A 17616-nucleotide genomic window follows, 5' to 3' on the forward strand; every position below is an offset into this window, starting at 1 on the left:
ACTATCGCTCGCGATTCACTTGATCTGCCGAAGATCTGCGTAATCGGCGGATTGGCTGTTTATGTATTTTAGAGTTCCCGGAGCGGCGCCTGCCATGCATCCTTCAGCGTAGAAAGCTCCGCGTTCACTACCTTCGCGCCGCCGAGGCCGGAAATTTCCAGCGTGCTCCCGTCGGTTACCTCGCCGATCCTTGCAAAGGTCGTCCCGGCGAGTTCAGCCTCGAATGCCGCCGCCTTCTCGGGACGGACGGTGACCAGAAGCCTGGAGGCGGACTCGGAGAAGAGGAGTACCGCGTCGCTCTTCCCTTCACCGCTGAATGCAACCTTCCCGAGGTCGAGGCTCATGCCGAAGCCGCCGGCAAAAGCGGACTCGGCTGCTGCCACTGCGAGACCGCCGTCGGAGAGGTCGTGGCAGGAAGCCACCAGCCCCTTCTTCAGAGCCTCGCTGTAGGCGCGGTAGGTAGCGAGTGCTGCCTGCGCGTCGACCTTCGGCACGGAGTTCCCCACGTACCCCTTCGCTGCGAGGTACTCGGAGCCACCGAGCTCGTCCGCGGTGGCCCCGAGGAGGTACACGGCGTCGCCAGCTTTCTTCACGTCCATGGTGACCGCGAGACGGGCGTCCTCCATCTTGCCGATGACCGAGAAAAGAAGGGTCGGCGGGATGGAGATCTTCACGTTGCCGTCGTAGAAGTCGTTCTTCATGGAGTCCTTCCCGGAGATGAGCGGCATGGAGAAGGCGGTGCAGTAGTCGTAGAGCGCCTGGTTGGCGCGCACGAGCTGCGCCATCTTGTACGGCCCGTCCGGGGTGCGCTCGGAAAGGACCGGATCGCACCAGCAGAAGTTGTCCAGGCCGGCGACGAGATCGAGAGAGCCGCCGACGGCGACATAGTTCCTAAGCCCCTCGTCGATGGAGTTCGCCGCCATGTGGTACGCGTCGATGTCGCTGTAGCGCGGCGCGATGCCGTGGCCGACGACGACCGCCTCGAAGGAGTCGAGGATCGGGCGGACGACAGCGGCGTCGGAAGGACCGTCGTTGGTGACGCCGGTGAACGGCTTCACCACGCTCCCGCCCTGTACCTCGTGGTCGTAGCGGCGCACCACGCTCTCCTTGGAGCAGATGTTCAGAGAAGAGAGGAGCGCCGTGAGATCGGCTGTGTAGTCCTGTGCCGGCTCGATCTGCGGCTCCTCGTGGACCGGCGCTTCCCAGACCGCCGGAATCTGCATCGGCGGAAGCCCCGCATGCATGAAGGCAAGGGGAAGGTAGGCGACGGTTTTCTCGCCGTAGCGGATGTGGAAGATGCCGGAATCGGTGAAGGTCCCGAGGACAGTCGCCTCCACGCCGAAGCGCTTCGCCATCTCCAGGAACTCGTCGATCTGCTCGGGCGGAACCGCGAGACTCATGCGCTCCTGCGCCTCGGAAATCAGGATCTCCCAGGGAGCGAGACCCGGGTACTTGAGAGGTGCGCGGGAGAGGTCGAGGTCGCAGCCGTTGCACTCCCCGGACATCTCGCCGATGGAGGAGGAGAGCCCCCCTGCCCCGTTGTCGGTGATGAAGCGGTACAGCTTCTTGTCGCGCGCCCTGATGAGGAAGTCGAACATCCTCTTCTGGGTGATCGGGTCGCCGATCTGCACCGCGGAAACCGGTGAGCTCTCGGAGAGCTCCTCCGAGGAGAAGGTCGCGCCGTGGATGCCGTCCTTCCCGATCCTGCCGCCGGTCATGACGATGAGGTCGCCCGGGACGATCTTCTTCTCGTGCGCCGGCTGGTCGCCGATCTTCGCCGGCATGATCCCGGCGGTGCCGCAAAAGACCAGGGGCTTCCCTGCGAAGCGCTCGTCGAAGACGATGGAGCCGTTCACCGTGGGGATCCCGCTCTTGTTCCCGCCGTGCTCCACACCTTCAACCACCCCTTCAAAGATGCGGCGCGGATGGAGCAGGCGCTTCGGGAGCTCCTTCTTCAGGAAGGGATCGGCAAAGCAGAAGACGTCGGTGTTGAAGATCAGTCGTGCTCCCATCCCGGTGCCGAACGGGTCGCGGTTCACGCCGACGATCCCGGTGAGTGCCCCGCCGTACGGGTCGAGCGCCGAGGGGGAGTTGTGCGTCTCCACCTTGAAAACGAGGGACCAGTCGTCGTTGAAGCGGATGACGCCAGCGTTGTCCTTGAAGACGGAGAGGCAGTAGTCCTTGTCCCCCAGCGCGGCGCGCACGTCGGCGGTAGTCCTCTGGATGAAGCTCTTGAAGAGGGACTTGATCTCTTCTCTCTTGCCGGTGCCGTCCTGGTAGTCGACGGTCGCGGAAAAGATCTTGTGCTTGCAGTGCTCGGACCAGGTCTGGGCCAGCGCCTCCAGCTCCACGTCGGTCGGCGCGGCGCCGAGTCCGAGGGACTGGCGGGCGGCGAGGACCTCCGGGTCGCGGTAGTGCGCCTGGATGATCTTCATCTCGTCCAGGGTGAGGGCAAGCACCCCTTCCCTGGAGATGCGCATGAGCTCATCGTCGCTCACCTCGAGGTTCACCACGGCGACCTCGGCCTTCGTCTCTCCGGTCACCTTCGGCACGTAAGGGGCGATGCCACCCTCGGCAGCGAACTCCTTCGCATCGACGATGCGGTAGCGCTGGATGAGGGTGTTGCACAGAAGCCCCGTGGCGATCTTTTCTGCGTCGGCCGCGGAGACGCCGCCGGAGAGGAGATACTGCACGGAGGTGTACACCCCCTCCCCTGCCTGCAGCGGGCGGCCGGTGAGGTAGGAGATCGCCTCGCCAGCGGTGCGGCCGACGTTGTCGGTGACGCCGGGGCGGAAGCCGACCTCGACCAGGTAGTCAAACCCGGAGGCGCTCGGGGAGTCTATCTTGTAGTCCTGGATGACCGGGTCGCAGAAAGGACCGGCGGCGACGGCTGCGAGCTCCTCGTCGCTCAAGGCTACATCGACCGTGTAGACATCGACGGTGCGTACGGCGTTGACAGGCAGGTTAAGGAAATGCTCGATCTCCCTCTTGATCCGCTCCCCGCGCGGGTCGCGAACCCCGTCCTTCAGGGCGATTTCAATCCTATGGGGCATGTTTTACTTCCTTTTCTAGAATGACCGTCCGGGCCGACGGTATGGTTATGCCGTTCTCCTGGAAGCTCTTGAGGATGGCGCAGTTGATGCGGTCGGTGATACCGAAGAGATCTCGGTAGCTGGCGACCCAGAAGATAAGGGAAAGGGAGATGGAAGACTCCCCGAAGGCGACGAAGAAGGCGTTTGGTGCGGGATCGGCCAGTACTTCGGGATAAAGGGCCGTGGCGGCCTCCACCATGAGACGCTTGGCGCTCTCCACATCGGTGTCGAGGGCTACCCCCAGGGTGACTTTGCCGTTTGTCCGTATATCGGGAAAGGCCATGTTGACGATCGTGGTGTTGCAAAGCTCGGAGTTCGGGATGATCAGGTAGGAGTTGTCAGGGCTCTTGATCCGCGTGCTGCGCAGGCCGATGTCGATCACGTCCCCCGTCTGCCCCGCGGCGAGCTTGATGGTATCCCCGATCCTGAAGGGGCGGTCCAGCATGAGGGTGAAGCCGGAGATCATGTTCGCCAAGGTGTCCTTGGCGGCGAGACCGATGGCGAGGGAGCCGATCCCGAGGGCTGTCACCAGCGAGAGGATGTCGTAGTCGAAGTGCTTCAGGGTGATGATGAGCGCCATGCCGATCAGGAAGATCGTCACCAGCTTCTCGGCGAGGGGCATGAGCTGGAGGGTGAGATCGTCGGTTCCGACCCGGCGGGCGAAGCGGGCGAGCATCTCGTCCGTGATGCGCGTCACGATGATCGTGATGATGATGACGTTCACCACGAAGAGCGCGCCGCCGGCGACGAGGTGCACCTTCGGCGACAGGGGAAGTTCCCTGATAGCGAGGTAGAGCCCGGCGCACACGACAAGGAGCGATGCCGGGGCAGTGATCTGCCCCAGCACCTTGCCGTCCTCGTCCAGCCTGAGCCGTGCGGCGAATCTCGGGGCGCTGTGCATCAGCACCGTCCGCACGATTCTGGAGAGTCCGAAGAAGAGGAAGAAGATCCCGAGAGCGATCAGGATCTCCTTCGTCCAGAAGAAAAAGAGGCCGTCCTCTTCGGTCATCCTCAGATAGTACAGCAGTCTATCCACCAAATACCCTCGTAAAGATGGTGTCAACGTGCTTCAGGTGATAGTTCATGTCGAAGGCGTCCTTGATCTCCTCCTCGGAGATGAAGGAGGTGACTTCGGCGTCGTTCAGGAGCTCGGTCTGGAAGTCCTTCCCCTCCTCCCACACCTTCATGGCGTTTCTCTGCACGAGAGCGTACGCCTGCTCGCGGGAAGCGCCCCCCTCGGCGAGCTTCAGGAGGACCCGCTGGGAGAAGATGAGGCCGCGCATCAGGTTCAGGTTCTTCATCATGTTTTCCGGGTAGACGACCAGGTTCTCGATGAGGCCGATGGCGCGGTTCAGCATGAAGTCGAGGGTGACGGTGGCGTCCGGGCCGATGATGCGCTCGACGGAGGAGTGGGAGATGTCGCGCTCATGCCAGAGCGCCAGGTTCTCCATCGCCGCATCGGCGTAGCCGCGCACGAGGCGGGCGAGACCGGTGAGGTTCTCGGAGAGGACCGGGTTTCTCTTATGCGGCATCGCGGAAGAGCCCTTCTGCCCCTTGGAGAAGAATTCCTCAGCCTCCAGGACCTCCGTGCGCTGCAGGTGGCGGATCTCCACGGCGAACTTCTCGATGGAGGAGGCGACGATGGCGAGGGTGGTGAAGTATTCCGCGTGACGGTCGCGCTGCAGGACCTGCGTGGAGCAGGGAGCAGGCTTGAGCCCCGCCTTCGCGCAGACGTATTCCTCGACCTGCGGGTCGATGTTGGCAAAGGTGCCGACCGCGCCGGAGATCTTGCCGTAGGCGATGACCTCGCGGGCCGCCTCCAGGCGCTTCAGGTTGCGCTTCATCTCGTCGTACCAGAGCGCCATCTTGAGGCCGAAGGTGACCGGCTCCGCGTGGATACCGTGGGAGCGCCCCATCTGCGGGGTCATCTTGTGCTCGAATGCGCGCTTCTTGATGACCTCCATGAGACGCTTCACGTCGTCGATGATGAGGTCGGCCGCCTCGCAAAGGAGCATGGCGAAGGAGGTGTCGAGAACGTCGGAGGAGGTGAGCCCGAGGTGGACGAAGCGGGAGTCGTCGCCTATGTAGTCGGCGACGGAGGTGAGGAAGGCGATGACGTCGTGCTTGACGGTGCGCTCGATCTCGTCGATGCGGGCGACATCGAAGCTCGCCTTGCTCTTGATCCGCTCAACGGCGTCCTGCGGGATGCGTCCCATCTGCGCGTGGGCCTCGCAGGCGTAGATCTCGATCTCCAGCCACTTGGCGTAACGGTTTTCGGGCTCCCAGATACGGGTCATTTCAGGACGGCTGTAACGTTCGATCAAAACTGCTTCCTCCTCGGAATAATATGTGTTTTCTCCGCAGATTACGCGGAACCCTTAAAACCTGGAACTGCAGGTTGTCCGCAGATTACGCAGATTTTCGCAGATTTTAAAACCTCACATTTTTGTAAATTGCTTTTGCAGCTAAATTAGTTCCCCTGGCCGCACGTCGCTGTCGCAAGATTGCAGAGACTGTTTGAATCAGCGAGATCGTAATCTGCGTTAATCTGCGTAATCTGCGGATAAAACCGCACCTGGAACTGCAGGTTGTCCGCAGATTACGCAGATTTCCGCAGATTTTAAAACCTCATCTTTTCGTAAATTGCTTTTGCAGTTAAATCGTTAGTTCCGCTGGCCGTGCGTCGCTGTTGCAAGATGACAGAATAAGTTGAATCGCCGAGATCGTAATCTGCGCTAATCTGCGTAATCTGCGGACCAAAAAAGCAGTTTACGCCGAAAGGCCCCTAGATGTCGAGTACCCCGCTCGGGACTCCCTGGCTCCCCACGAAGACCTCCGGCGAGCACACGTTCTGCCCGGACAGCAGGTTCGTCGCCGCGGCAAGCGCCAGCTCCGGGAGGTTGTTCGTCTCGGAAAGATGGGAGAGAAAAACCCCCTCAAGCCCGTCGTGCAGGAGCTCCTCCAGGAGGGCGGCCCCTTCGGCGTTGGAAAGATGCCCGTGGCGCGAGCGGATGCGCTGCTTCAGATGCCAGGGGTACGGCCCGTCCTGGAGCATCCTTTCGTCGTGGTTGAACTCGAGGACGAGGGCGCGGCACTCTTTCAGCTTCAGCTGCGCGAGTCGCGTGGCGACGCCGAGGTCGGTGGCAAAACCGATCTTCCCCTCGCCGCTCTCCACCACAAAGCCGCACGGATCGCAGGCGTCGTGAGTGACCGGAAAGGGATCGATGGAAACACCCTTGAAGGTGAACGAGTTTCCCGGTTCGAATTCGATCAGGTCGACCTTCTTCACGGTGTGCTGCGCTGCCCGGTAGGTGGCGCCGGTCATCAGGAGGGGGATCTTCAGGCGACGGGCCAGAGCCCCCGCTCCGCTGGTGTGGTCGGTGTGTTCGTGGGTGATGAGGACGCCATCCAGATCGGAGGAGGAGACCCCGATGGCGGCAAGGCGCGACTGCGTCTCCCGGGCGGAGAGTCCGGCGTCGACCAGGAGGCGGCAGGAATCGGTTTCAAGGAAAAGGGAATTCCCCTTGCTGCCGCTCGCCAGAAGGCAAAGCCGCATGGTCCCTCCTAAACAAAAAGAAAAAAGCGGGAAGTTGAAGAGCCGGTCCGCTTTGCCAGAGTCACAGATGAATAAACAGAAGCAGAGAAAAGTTTTACGGGGAAGACAAAAGCTGCTGTCGGAATAGGCCTTGATGCATGTCGTGTCCCCGATCCCGTCTTGTAGACACTATCTGAGGATGCGGGGAGTCAAAACCCTATTTTTATAAAGGAAAGAGGGGGGAGATTCAAGGTGATTTTGACTAGAAATGGTTAACCGAGCAGCTTCGTGTAGTCGACGGTGGAGTCCCCGAGGTTCGGGTTGAGCGGCAAAAGGATGTGGAAGGTGGAGCCGGGCATCCGCTCCGGGCTGTACCCTGTGCTCTCCACCCAGATCTCCCCGCCGTGCATGTCCACGATCCCCTTCGCGATGGAGAGGCCGAGCCCCGCCCCCTTCGCCTTGAAGGCGACCTTCCCCGAGCTGTGCTCCTGGATGTTTCCGACCTCGTAGAACTTGTCGAAGATGCGCAGCTGGTCCTCCCGGTCGATGCCGATCCCGGTGTCGGTGACGGCGATCTCCAGAAAGAGATGGTGCTCCTTCCCGGTGGCACCCTGGTTCCCCGGCAGGCCGCGCAGGAGGTACTTCGCGGAACTGGAGACGGTGATCTTCCCGCCGTCCGGTGTGAACTTGATGGCGTTGCCGAGGATATTGGAGAGAAGCTGCATGAGCCTCAAGGCGTCGCCGCGGATGGAGGGGATCGATTCGTCGAGGGTGAGGACGACCTCCTGCTTGCGCATGGAGAAGAAGAAGCGCAGTTCGTTGACCGCCCCCTCGATGAGGCGGTTCAGCTGGACGTCCTCCATTTTGAGCTGCAGCCGCTTCTCGTCGATCATGGAGACGTCCACCATGTCCTTGATGATGTTGTCCAGACGCGAGGCGGCGTTGGCGATGTTCAGCACCATCTCCAGCACAGTCTTGTCCACCTTGTCGGCCATGTCGGTGCAGATGAGCTCGGAGTATCCCATGATGATGGTGAGCGGGGTCTTCAGCTCGTGGGAGGCAAGACCCAGGAAGGAGTCCTTCATCCGGTTCAGCCTGGCAAGGTCGGCGGAGCTCTTCTCCAGGTTCACGATGATCTCGCGCTCGCGGGTGACGTCGCGGAAGATCGCCTGCACGAGCTCCTCACTGCCGCTCCTGATGCGGGTCGCGTGCAGCATCGCCACCATTACCCCCCCACCCTTCTTGACGAGCTGCATCTCCTGGGCTACGTGGGCGCCTGCCGCGGCGTCTTTGAAGATGCGCTGGAACTTCGGGATGTTGCTGATGTTCAGGAGGAGGAGCATCTTTGTCAGCGGCAGACCTATGAGCTCCTTCGCGCTGTAGCCGAAGAACTCCTCCGCCATCTTGTTCACCATGCGCACCGAGTCTTCCGCGCCAAGGACGACGATGGCGTCGCTTGAGTCCTCCATCAGTCTCTTGTACAGCTCCTCGGAACGCTCGAGATCGGCGGAGAGGCTCTCCAGCCTGCTGTAGGAATCGTGCAGCTCCACGAGTGTGTGCTGCATGTCCTCATAATTCTTCTTTATCTCCGTATCGCGGTTTTGCAGGAACTGGCTCATGATGTTCACGTTGCGGGCCAGCTCGTTGAACTCGAAAACCTGCACCTCCCCTATCTGGGTGTCGAAGGCCCCTTCCGAGATCTGCTTCACACCGCTCAAGAGGGTGGAGATCGGGCGCATGACGTACTTCTTCACGAAGAAGACGACGAGGGAGAAGGCAACCACGAGGGAGAGGAAGAGAAGGGACGCGGTGCGGTAGATCATCCCCCACACCTTCCCGGTGACCACCGACTCCTGGAAGCCGACATGCACGAAGGCGACCGGGCGCCCCTCCGGCATCACGATCGGGACGGAGGTGTCGTAAAACCTGAGCTCCCTGCCGTCGACGCGGATAGCGAGCTGGGAGCGGAAGACGCTGAGGCTTTGCACGGCGGTGCGGGGGAATGCGAGAAAGCGTGGATCGTTGGCGTGAAGGGGCTCGCCGTGCTGGTCCGTGATGACGCAGTAGGCGATGTCGGGATTCCCCTCGATCGTCTCCCGGCACTTGTCCGAGACCCCGGACATGTCCTTCAGATCGACCCCGAGGTTCAGCACCTTCTCGATATTCCCCTTTACCGCCCTCGCAAGACTCTGCGTGCGCAGATTGAGGGAGTCGACGTAGTCCGTCTTGACGGCCATGATATCGAGGCCGGCACTGGCGGATATGGTCAGAAAGAGGATGAGGAAGGAGAATAAGATGATTCGTCTTTCAAGGGTCATCTTCATCGAGGGGCTGTTTTCTGGCTCTCTAAAAGGGATTTGGGCCGACAGTCCAGCATAGTTTTTGAGGAAAGAGAAGTCAATTTTTTAATGTAGACGGTGCCCCAAAAATAATTTTTCGGTGACTTTTTTCCCAGATGCGCTCAAGACTTTCCCCGTATACGGCATCGGCATGGCCGCGATTTCCTTGAATAAAAAAATTGACTGCACTAGACCCTCCTGTATACTATGGACGATTGTGAGTGAATACTTAATTAAGAGAAGGAGGAGCACATGGCATTGAGAGTAGCGATCAACGGCTTTGGCAGGATTGGGCGCTCTGCATTGCGGGCTGCTGCCACCGAGCGGGACATTGAGTTTGTCGCCATAAACGACCTTACCAATGCGACCACTTTGGCCCACCTCTTAAAGTACGACTCCGTTCATGGGACGTATCCGGGGGAAGTCGCCGCCAGAGGTGACGAGCTCATCGTGAACGACCGTCCGATCAAGATCTTCGCCATCCGCAATCCTGCGGAACTGCCGTGGAAGGACCAGAAGATCGATGTGGTTATCGAATCGACCGGTCTTTTCACCTCGAAAGAGAAGGCAGCGCAGCATCTGACTGCAGGGGCGGCGAAGGTTGTCATTTCCGCTCCGGCCACCGATCCGGACATCACCATCGTCATGGGCGTAAACCACAACGCCTACAGCAAGGCGAACCACCACATCATCTCCAACGCCTCCTGCACGACGAACTGCCTCGCACCGGTAGCGAAGGTGCTGCACGACAACTTCGGCATCGTGAAGGGTCTCGTGACGACGGTGCATTCCTACACGAACGACCAGAGCATCCTCGACCTGCCGCACAAGGACCTGCGCCGTGCCCGCGCCGCAGCGCTTTCCATGATCCCCACGACCACAGGCGCCGCAAAGGCGGTTTCCCTCGTTCTCCCGGAACTGAAGGGGAAACTGGACGGCATGGCGATCAGGGTCCCGACCCCCAACGTCTCCGTCGTCGACCTCGTATGCACCCTCAGCAAGCCGGCCGATGCGCAGCAGATAAATGGCGCGCTGAAGGCCGCCTCCGACGGGGCGCTGAAGAACATCCTCGGCTTCTGCGAAGAGCCCCTCGTCTCCATCGACTTCAACGGAAACAAGTTATCCTCCATAGTCGACGCCCCTTCCACGAAGGTCATCGACGGGGACATGGTGAAGGTGATCTCCTGGTACGACAACGAGACAGGGTTCTCCAACAGGCTCATCGACCTCATGAAGATCCTCCTGTAGAAGATGTCTCAAAGTCACCTCCGGGGGGAAGGAAACTTCCCCCCTTTTTGTTGTTTGATGGAAGAATAGATGTAGGCCGGAATAAGCCCAGCGTTTCCGGCAATTTGCTGCGCCACCTATCGGCTGCGCCGACGCCGGGAACGCCTGCGGCTTATCCCGGCCTACCTGCCTACATGCCTCCCCTCCCCCTTCTGGGGAGCCGGTGGAGCTGGAACCTCTCAAGCACCACAAAAGCAAAACCATGCTATGCTATCGAAATTCCTATAAGGAAGTACAGTCAAAGGAGGCACTATGGCAATCCGCTACATCGATGAAATCGGGAATCTGGCAGGGAAGAAGATCTTTATGCGGGTCGACTTCAATGTACCGCTGGACGACAGCCGCAACATCACCGAAGACACCAGGATCCGTGCGGTCCTTCCGACCATAAACTACGTGCTCGGACAGAACGCGAAGGTCGTGATCGCCTCGCACCTCGGGCGCCCCAAAGGTGAGAAGAACCCGAAGTACTCGATGGCGCCGGCCGCGAAACGCCTGTCGGAACTGATCGGAAAAGAGGTGAAGCTCGCTCCCGATTGCATAGGGGACGAAGTCAAAGGGATCGTCGACGCAATGCAGCCCGGTGAAGTGGTGATGCTGGAGAACGTACGCTTCTACCCCGGTGAGGAGAAGAACGACCAGGAGTTCGCCAAGGCGTTGGCAGGAAACTGCGAGGTGTACGTGAACGATGCCTTTGCCGTCTCGCACCGCGCCCATGCCTCCGTTGAAGCGATCACCGGCTACCTCCCGGTGGTAACCGCGGGCTTCCTGATGAAAAACGAGATGAACTACTTCGAGAAGGCGATGACAAACCCTGAGCGCCCGTTGGTGGCGATCCTCGGCGGCGCCAAAGTCTCCGGCAAGATCGAGGTGCTCGACGCCTTCTGCGACAAGGTGGACAAGATCATCGTCGGCGGCGGCATGGCCTTCACCTTCCTGAAAGCATTCGGCAAGAGCGTCGGCAATTCCCTCGTCGAGGACACCCTCATCGACACCTCTCTCAACACCTACAAAAAGGCACAGGAGAAAGGGATCAAGTTCTACCTCCCCGTGGACTGCGTGGTGGCGGACAAATTCGACGCCAACGCCGAAAAGAAAACCGTCTCCGTCGACGAGATTCCCGACGGCTGGATGGCCCTCGACATTGGGCCCGAGTCGGTGAAGGAATTCGCCGAGGCGCTGAAGGACGCAAAGACGATCGTGTGGAACGGCCCGATGGGGGTCTTCGAGATGGATGCCTTTGCAAAGGGCTCCTTCGACATGGTGACCGCCGTGACCGGCACCAACGCCCTCACCATCGTCGGCGGCGGAGACACCGACGTGCTGGTAAACCGCGCGGGCGCAGCCTCCAAGGTGAGCTACATCTCCACCGGCGGGGGCGCATTCCTGGAACTGTTGGAAGGGAAAATCCTTCCCGGCGTAAAGGCGCTTGAGGAAAAGGGGAAGTAGTCGTACACCAGCACACTGATTCCATTTACTGCACCAACTACCAAAGGAGGGGTACCATGAGAAAGCCCGTAATTGCCGGCAACTGGAAGCTTTTCAAGACCAAAGACGAAGCCCTCGCCCTCATCACCGAGCTGGCGAGCAAGGTGAAGGGAGTGACGCAGGTGGAAATCATCGTGGCACCGGTCTTCACCGTGTTGCCGACTGTTAAGACCGCCCTTTCCGGGACCGACATCGCCCTCTCCGCCCAGGACGTCTTCTGGGAAGAGGAAGGCGCCTTTACCGGCGAGGTTTCCCCCCGCATGCTCCTCGATGCAGGGTGCAGCCACACCATCATCGGGCACTCGGAGAGGCGCCAGTACTTCTCCGAAACGGACGAGACGGTGAACAAGAAGATGAAGGCATCGCTGAAGGGGGGCTTGATCCCTATCATGTGCATAGGAGAGACGCTCGACGAGCGCGAGGGAGGAAAGACCTTCGAGGTGCTGGAAAGGCAGATCCGTGGCGGACTGGCCGACCTCCCTGCAGAGGTGGTGAAGCCTGTCATCGTCGCCTACGAACCGGTATGGGCCATCGGCACCGGGAAGGTCGCAACCGAAGGGCAGGCGCAGGAGGCACACGCCTTCATCAGGGGGGTGCTCGCCGACATCTTCGGCAGGGGGACCGCCGATGCCACCCGCATCCTCTACGGCGGAAGCGTGAAACCGGACAACGCCAAGGGGCTCATGGCATGCGCGGACATAGACGGGGCGCTTGTTGGCGGCGCCAGCCTGAAGGGAGACACCTTCGCCTCAATCGTACGCTACAATGAATAATCGCTTTGTTTTTCGAAAGCGATGTGCTAAAAGAGGTATTCGAATTTTCGGGAGGTAATTGCCTTAATGATTTACGTACTGATAACACTGCACGTCATTGTTTGTTTCGCACTCATCGTAATTGTACTGCTGCAGTCCGGTAAGGGTGCCGAAATGGGCGCCTCTTTCGGTGCCAGCGGCAGCCAGTCTGTATTTGGCGCCGGTGGTGGCAACACTTTCATGAGCAAGCTCACGACCAGTGCAGCTGTCATCTTCATGCTTACCTCGCTGACCCTCGCCTACCTTTCCGGTCAGGGTGGCGGCTCCTCCATCATGTCTTCCCGCACGGCACCGAAGGCGAAACCTGCCCCGATGGGCGGGCTTCCGCTGCAGCAGAAGCCGGCAACCCCTGCGGGCCCAGGCGCCGTACCTGCGAAGCCGAACACCGCACCGGTACAGCCGGCAACTACCCCGGTAGCACCGGCAGCACCCGCAGCAAAGTAGGATTTTCGGGAAGCAGCAAAAAAGTAAAAGCGTCCCAAATTTTTCATTGACTTCCTGATAAACGTAATGATATAAAGTGGTTCACTTGATGCCGAAGTGGTGGAATTGGTAGACACACCATCTTGAGGGGGTGGCGGGCAACAGCCCATACGAGTTCGAGTCTCGTCTTCGGCACCATCTAGAAATCGCTAAAAAGTAATGAAGCCCGGCCTACCAGCCGGGCTGTTTTCGTTCTGTGTCCTACCCCGCCAGCTTTGCATGAGTATGGCACGCCTGCCCCCCTTTCGCGCTACGTTCCCCCCTTTGCGAAGGTTCATCCGGGAATTCCGGGGGAGCGTGGGTCCAATGCCACGCAGCACTGCAGAAGGCCCAATGTTCCCCCCTTTGCGAAGGGGGGACAGGGGGGATTTGCTTTTTGTTGGTACCATACGAACAACTCCTCCAGAACCGCAGCTTTAACAGTACATCTCGGTCGTCGAACCACAGTGCTGCGGCAGTCTAAAGATCTACGACACAGGCCCCACCGGTTTTTTTGCACACTCGAATCAAGAAATGCTTGAGACCACAGCGATTGCGCACTTCGTAGGACGGTCCTGGCCAAGTCAAATCCCCCCTGTCCCCCCTTCGCAAAGGGGGGGACGCGAGGTCTCGTGCCGAGCTTCGTTGAAACAGACTATGGGTTCCCCAGAATTCACGGGTCGAGGCTGCTCAAAGGGGGGCACTGCAGGCCTCTTGCTAAGGTGAGCATCCCTGTCGCAAAATCCGACTCATCCCCCGCCCTGATCCATTTTTCTCACCCCCTCCCCTCCCTCTCCTCAAGCAAATCGCCCATCTGCACATTGGCACGCATCCTGAAATAATCCTGTGTCCAAAACCGACGGGAGGTGACGTATGGAATGCAATGTGATCAATGAGGATGTGATCGGCGAGAGGCTCCCCTTTTTCGTCGATACGGAGCAGGATCTGGAGCTCGTGGCGGATGAACTTTCCGAAGAAGCGGAAGAGGTCCTCTGTGATGACGTGGAAGAGATCGCCCCGGAGATGGAAGGGTGCAACGACGTCATCAAGCTTTACCTCCTGGAGGTCCGAAGGACAAAGCTCCTCTCCGCAGAGGAGGAAAGGGAACTTGCCCGGAAAATTGCCCTGGGAGACAAGAGCGCGCGTGAAAAGATGATCCTGGCGAACCTGCGGCTCGTGGTCAGCATCAGCAAGCGGTACATGAACAGGGGGCTCCCCTTTGCCGACCTCATAGAGGAAGGGAACCTGGGGCTCATGAAGGCGGTGGATCGCTTCCGGGTGGAGAAGGAATGTCGCTTCTCCACCTATGCGACCTGGTGGATCAGGCAAGCCGTGGAAAGGGCCCTGGTGAACCAGTCCCGCACCGTGAGGCTTCCGGTACACATAGCCGAAGAGGTGAGCAGGATGAATCGCGTCGCCACAGCCCTGCGAGTGAAACTGAAGCGAGAGCCGTCGATCAGGGAGATCGCCGCGGAACTTTCCTGCGACGAAGGGAACGTGCGGAAGCTGATGGTGTACATGAGGAAGGCGTACTCCCTCGATGTCCCCCGCGGAGAGGATACCGACCAGAGCCTGATGGAGACGCTGGAAGACACCTCGACCGCCTCCCCTGCGACCCTTTCCGAGGACGCCAGCAGCTTCCGTGCAGTGGCCGACCTACTGGAGACCTTCTCGGAGACGGAGAGGACAGTCCTGAGGCTTCGCTTTGGGCTGAACGACGAGGAACCGCAGACGCTGGATACGATTGGGCAGCGCTTCGGCGTCACCCGGGAGCGCATCCGCCAGATAGAGGCGAAGGCATTGCAGAAGTTGCGGTCCCTCATCGACGCCCCGCGCCAGCCGATGGCCTGCTCCTGCAACTGAAGGAGCAAAGAGGGGAACGGAGCCTCGGGAAAATTATTTTGTTGACTTCGGCATCAGCCCTGTGTTACACACTTGATTCTTCGCGCCGAAGTGGTGGAATTGGTAGACACACCATCTTGAGGGGGTGGCGGGCAACAGCCCATACGAGTTCGAGTCTCGTCTTCGGCACCATCCAGAAACACAGAAAGATCCTTCGAAGCCCGGCCTAAAAAGCCGGGCTTTTTGTGTGCCCTCCGGCACTTTGAAAAAGAGTCTGCGCTCCTCGCCCACCCCCTGCCCCCTGCGGTAGAGCATCCCTGCCGTGCCAGAGAGACGCACTTACACCATCTTCCAACCGCAACCTGATGTTGCCAGGATGCCGTTAGCTCCGTCGCACGGTTGCGCCATATGAAAGACGTGAGGAGAAAGAGAATGACCAGAAAGACCCGCACCTGCGTCGACTGCCACAGCCACGCTGTCAGCCACACCGTTGAGCGCCAGAGCAGGTATCTCGTGAGCGAGAAAATCATCTTTTCCTGCGGCTCGGTCCAGGAAGAAATCTTCGACAGCGAAGGCAGCATCGGCAGCGTCGAGTTCAACGGCTCCTGTGGTGGCGTCTGAGGCTCCAGGCCGCGAGCGGCAAGAAAGATGTCCCTTGAAGAACAGGAAGGCGCTGGCGCTCGCCAACGAGCAATACCAGCAGTTGAAGGATGCATTGAATGAGGCACCGGATATCCGGGAGAAGAACGTCATCTATCGCAGGATGATCAACCTGCTCGACGTGATTCACTTCCTCAATTCACAGGAAGGGAGTGCCTGCCACTGATCCGGGCCGGTACCGGAAGAAGAAGTAAAGAAAAGCCCTTGGCCACCGCCGAGGGCTTTTCTGTTTTGTGCGACGAGATCGTGATGCAGGGAGCTCCCGGCACTGCTTCCACCGCAGCGCCGGGAGCGGATCAGGACGGGGCTAGAAGTTCCAGAACTCGTCCAGTTCCTCGTCGCTGAAGTCCCACAAGGCATTGTGCGGCGCGACCGGCTCGTACTTGAAGAATTCGGGGAGCCTGTCGTGGGCGTTGTTGAACCCCGCCTTCCTGTTGAACTCATGCTCGGTCTTCAGGATGTACTTCCCGAGCGCAATGACGTCGTCACCGGTCAGGTTGATCCCGAAGCGTGCATTGAGCATGTCGATCAGGGCCGGCAGGCACTCGGGGATATCCAGTGCCGGGAAGGCGACGAAGATGCACATCCCGGTCGAGTCGACAGCAGCGGTGGCAATCTGGAGGTTTCTGGAGAGTTCCACCTGCCCTTCTTTTTTCAGCGGATCGACGTGACCGCCGACGTTCAGGATGTTCGTGGCGATGGTATAGCCGGAGGTGTGGTCGGCACCCATGGTGCTCGTTGCGTAGGTAACACCGATCCCCTTCACCGACCGCGGGTCATAGGCAGGAATACCCTGGTTTTTCACCACAGGAGTCCGTACCACGCCGTAGGTGCGCCCAACGGAGCCGGCGCCGTTACCGAGGATGCGGCCAAGGGGTGTCCCCACGGCGATCTCGTCCGTGAGGAGCCGCTGCACCCCCTTCCCGTCCCCAAAGGGGAGTATCCCCGCCTCCATGGCGACGCCGAACATGACGGCCGTCTCGATGGAGTCGACGCCTATGTCGTCCATGATGTTGTCGGCCTTCGCGATGTCGTCGAGCTCGTTGATGCAGCAGTCCGCACCGAGCCCCCAGATGGTCTCATATTCGAAACCGGAGGTCAGGTACTTCCCTTCCGGGTCCGGGTAGACCTGCGAGCACTGGATGACGCACCCCGGATGGCAGCCGTGTTTCGTCTTGCCACCGCGGGCGGCGATGATGTCGTGCATCGTCTCGCCGGAGATCTTGTCGTGGAATTCGAATTGTCCGGTGGTGAAGTTCCTGGTCGGTAGCCCGCCCGCCTCGTTCAGGATGTTGACGAGGACGTTCGTGCCGTATGTCGGGAGTCCCTGCCCGGAGACGGGGTGGTCGAGAAGTGCCTTCGCGAAGGTCCTTGCCGCAACCTTGAACTTGTCGGGATCGGACACCACCACGCCCGGAGCGCCGGCGTCGTCTACAGATATGAATTTGATCCGCTTCGACCCCATGACTGCGCCGAGCCCGCCACGGCCGTGGCTACGGATCTTGGAGTCCGGGTCCTTCACGGAAATGTTCGATGCGGTCATGAGGAACTCACCGGCTTGGCCGATGCTGATCACACCGATTTTCTTCCCGAGGCGCCCTTCCAATGCCTCGATTACGGCGAAATTCCCTTTCCCCACCAGTTCGTTCTCTTCCTGAACGGTGATGCCGCTGTTGGTGACGTGGAGGCTGTACCACTTGTTGTCGGCGGGTTTCCCCTCGATGATGATTGCCTTTATCCCCAGCCGTGCCAGCTGCTGAGCGGCAGTCCCCCCTGCGTTACTCTCTTTTATCGTTCCAGTGAGGGGGCTCTTTGCCCCTGCCGAGAGGCGTCCGCTTTGAGCGGCTGCAGTACCGGTCAGAAGGCCCGGAGCAAAAACGAGTTTGTTGTTGGGTCCGAGTGCGTCGCAAGTCGGCGGCACCTCGGCGGCCACTATGGTGGATGTCAGACCGCGCCCGCCGTGTGGAGCCCATTCGGCGGGAACGGTTTCAAGCTTGCAGGTTTGGTCCGTCATGTTGACGCGATAAATCTTATCCATTTTCCATCTCCTTCCTGTCGGCGGCTCCAGCACCCGCCAGGGCCGCCACCGCACGGTTTTC

Annotated in this window: 13 protein-coding genes and 2 tRNA genes; 9 read left to right on the forward strand and 6 right to left on the reverse strand. The window is 60.0% G+C overall.

What is annotated here, in order from left to right:
- Positions 1-68: 68 nt before the first annotated feature.
- The 5 genes from purL to LPW11_RS19720 form a co-directional block, all read right to left on the reverse strand.
- A complete protein-coding gene (gene purL, locus LPW11_RS19700; protein WP_230995572.1) occupies positions 69-3053 on the reverse strand; it encodes a phosphoribosylformylglycinamidine synthase subunit PurL in 2985 nt (994 codons plus the stop codon).
- Positions 3043-4128, reverse strand: coding sequence for a mechanosensitive ion channel family protein (locus LPW11_RS19705; RefSeq protein WP_230995573.1), 1086 nt, complete (start codon positions 4126-4128; stop codon positions 3043-3045). Before LPW11_RS19705 ends, purL begins: the two co-directional genes overlap by 11 nt.
- Positions 4121-5416 (reverse strand): adenylosuccinate lyase, encoded by a 1296-nt coding sequence (gene purB, locus LPW11_RS19710; protein ID WP_230995574.1) that lies wholly within the window; start codon positions 5414-5416, stop codon positions 4121-4123. The genes LPW11_RS19705 and purB overlap by 8 nt, the downstream gene beginning before the upstream one ends.
- A 461-nt stretch (positions 5417-5877) precedes the next feature.
- On the reverse strand, positions 5878-6648 hold the full coding sequence (locus tag LPW11_RS19715; protein ID WP_230995575.1) for an MBL fold metallo-hydrolase: 771 nt from the start codon (positions 6646-6648) through the stop codon (positions 5878-5880).
- A gap of 251 nt (positions 6649-6899) precedes the next feature.
- Entirely contained in the window at positions 6900-8951 is a 2052-nt protein-coding gene (locus LPW11_RS19720) for an ATP-binding protein (protein WP_230995576.1), read from the reverse strand.
- A 267-nt stretch (positions 8952-9218) separates the two neighbouring features.
- On the opposite strand from LPW11_RS19720, the gene gap reads away from it, so the two are divergent.
- The 9 genes from gap to LPW11_RS19765 all read left to right on the forward strand — a co-directional run bounded on the left by gap (position 9219) and on the right by LPW11_RS19765 (position 15683).
- Positions 9219-10214 (forward strand): type I glyceraldehyde-3-phosphate dehydrogenase, encoded by a 996-nt coding sequence (gene gap / locus LPW11_RS19725; RefSeq protein ID WP_230995577.1) that lies wholly within the window; start codon positions 9219-9221, stop codon positions 10212-10214.
- 291 nt (positions 10215-10505) lie between these two features.
- Positions 10506-11702, forward strand: coding sequence for a phosphoglycerate kinase (locus tag LPW11_RS19730; protein ID WP_230995578.1), 1197 nt, complete (start codon positions 10506-10508; stop codon positions 11700-11702).
- Between the two features lie 56 nt (positions 11703-11758).
- Entirely contained in the window at positions 11759-12514 is a 756-nt protein-coding gene (gene tpiA / locus LPW11_RS19735; RefSeq protein WP_230995579.1) for a triose-phosphate isomerase, read from the forward strand.
- A gap of 66 nt (positions 12515-12580) precedes the next feature.
- Positions 12581-12997, forward strand: coding sequence for a preprotein translocase subunit SecG (secG, locus tag LPW11_RS19740; RefSeq protein WP_230995580.1), 417 nt, complete (start codon positions 12581-12583; stop codon positions 12995-12997).
- Between the two features lie 90 nt (positions 12998-13087).
- Positions 13088-13174: transfer RNA gene (locus tag LPW11_RS19745), tRNA-Leu, on the forward strand.
- A 714-nt stretch (positions 13175-13888) separates the two neighbouring features.
- Positions 13889-14878 (forward strand): sigma-70 family RNA polymerase sigma factor, encoded by a 990-nt coding sequence (locus LPW11_RS19750; protein WP_230995581.1) that lies wholly within the window; start codon positions 13889-13891, stop codon positions 14876-14878.
- Positions 14879-14962: 84 nt separating this feature from the next.
- Positions 14963-15049 (forward strand) — tRNA-Leu (locus LPW11_RS19755).
- Positions 15050-15289: 240 nt separating this feature from the next.
- Positions 15290-15478, forward strand: coding sequence for a hypothetical protein (locus LPW11_RS19760; protein WP_230995582.1), 189 nt, complete (start codon positions 15290-15292; stop codon positions 15476-15478).
- Between the two features lie 34 nt (positions 15479-15512).
- Positions 15513-15683 carry a hypothetical protein gene (locus tag LPW11_RS19765; protein WP_230995583.1) on the forward strand — a complete coding sequence of 57 codons (171 nt, stop codon included), beginning with the start codon at positions 15513-15515 and terminating at the stop codon, positions 15681-15683.
- Between the two features lie 141 nt (positions 15684-15824).
- Here LPW11_RS19765 and LPW11_RS19770 read toward each other — a convergent pair whose 3' ends face one another.
- A complete protein-coding gene (locus LPW11_RS19770; RefSeq protein WP_230995584.1) occupies positions 15825-17555 on the reverse strand; it encodes an aldehyde ferredoxin oxidoreductase family protein in 1731 nt (576 codons plus the stop codon).
- Positions 17556-17616: the final 61 nt, after the last annotated feature.

It is taken from the genome of Geomonas sp. RF6 (assembly GCF_021044625.1).
Lineage (GTDB): Bacteria > Desulfobacterota > Desulfuromonadia > Geobacterales > Geobacteraceae > RF6.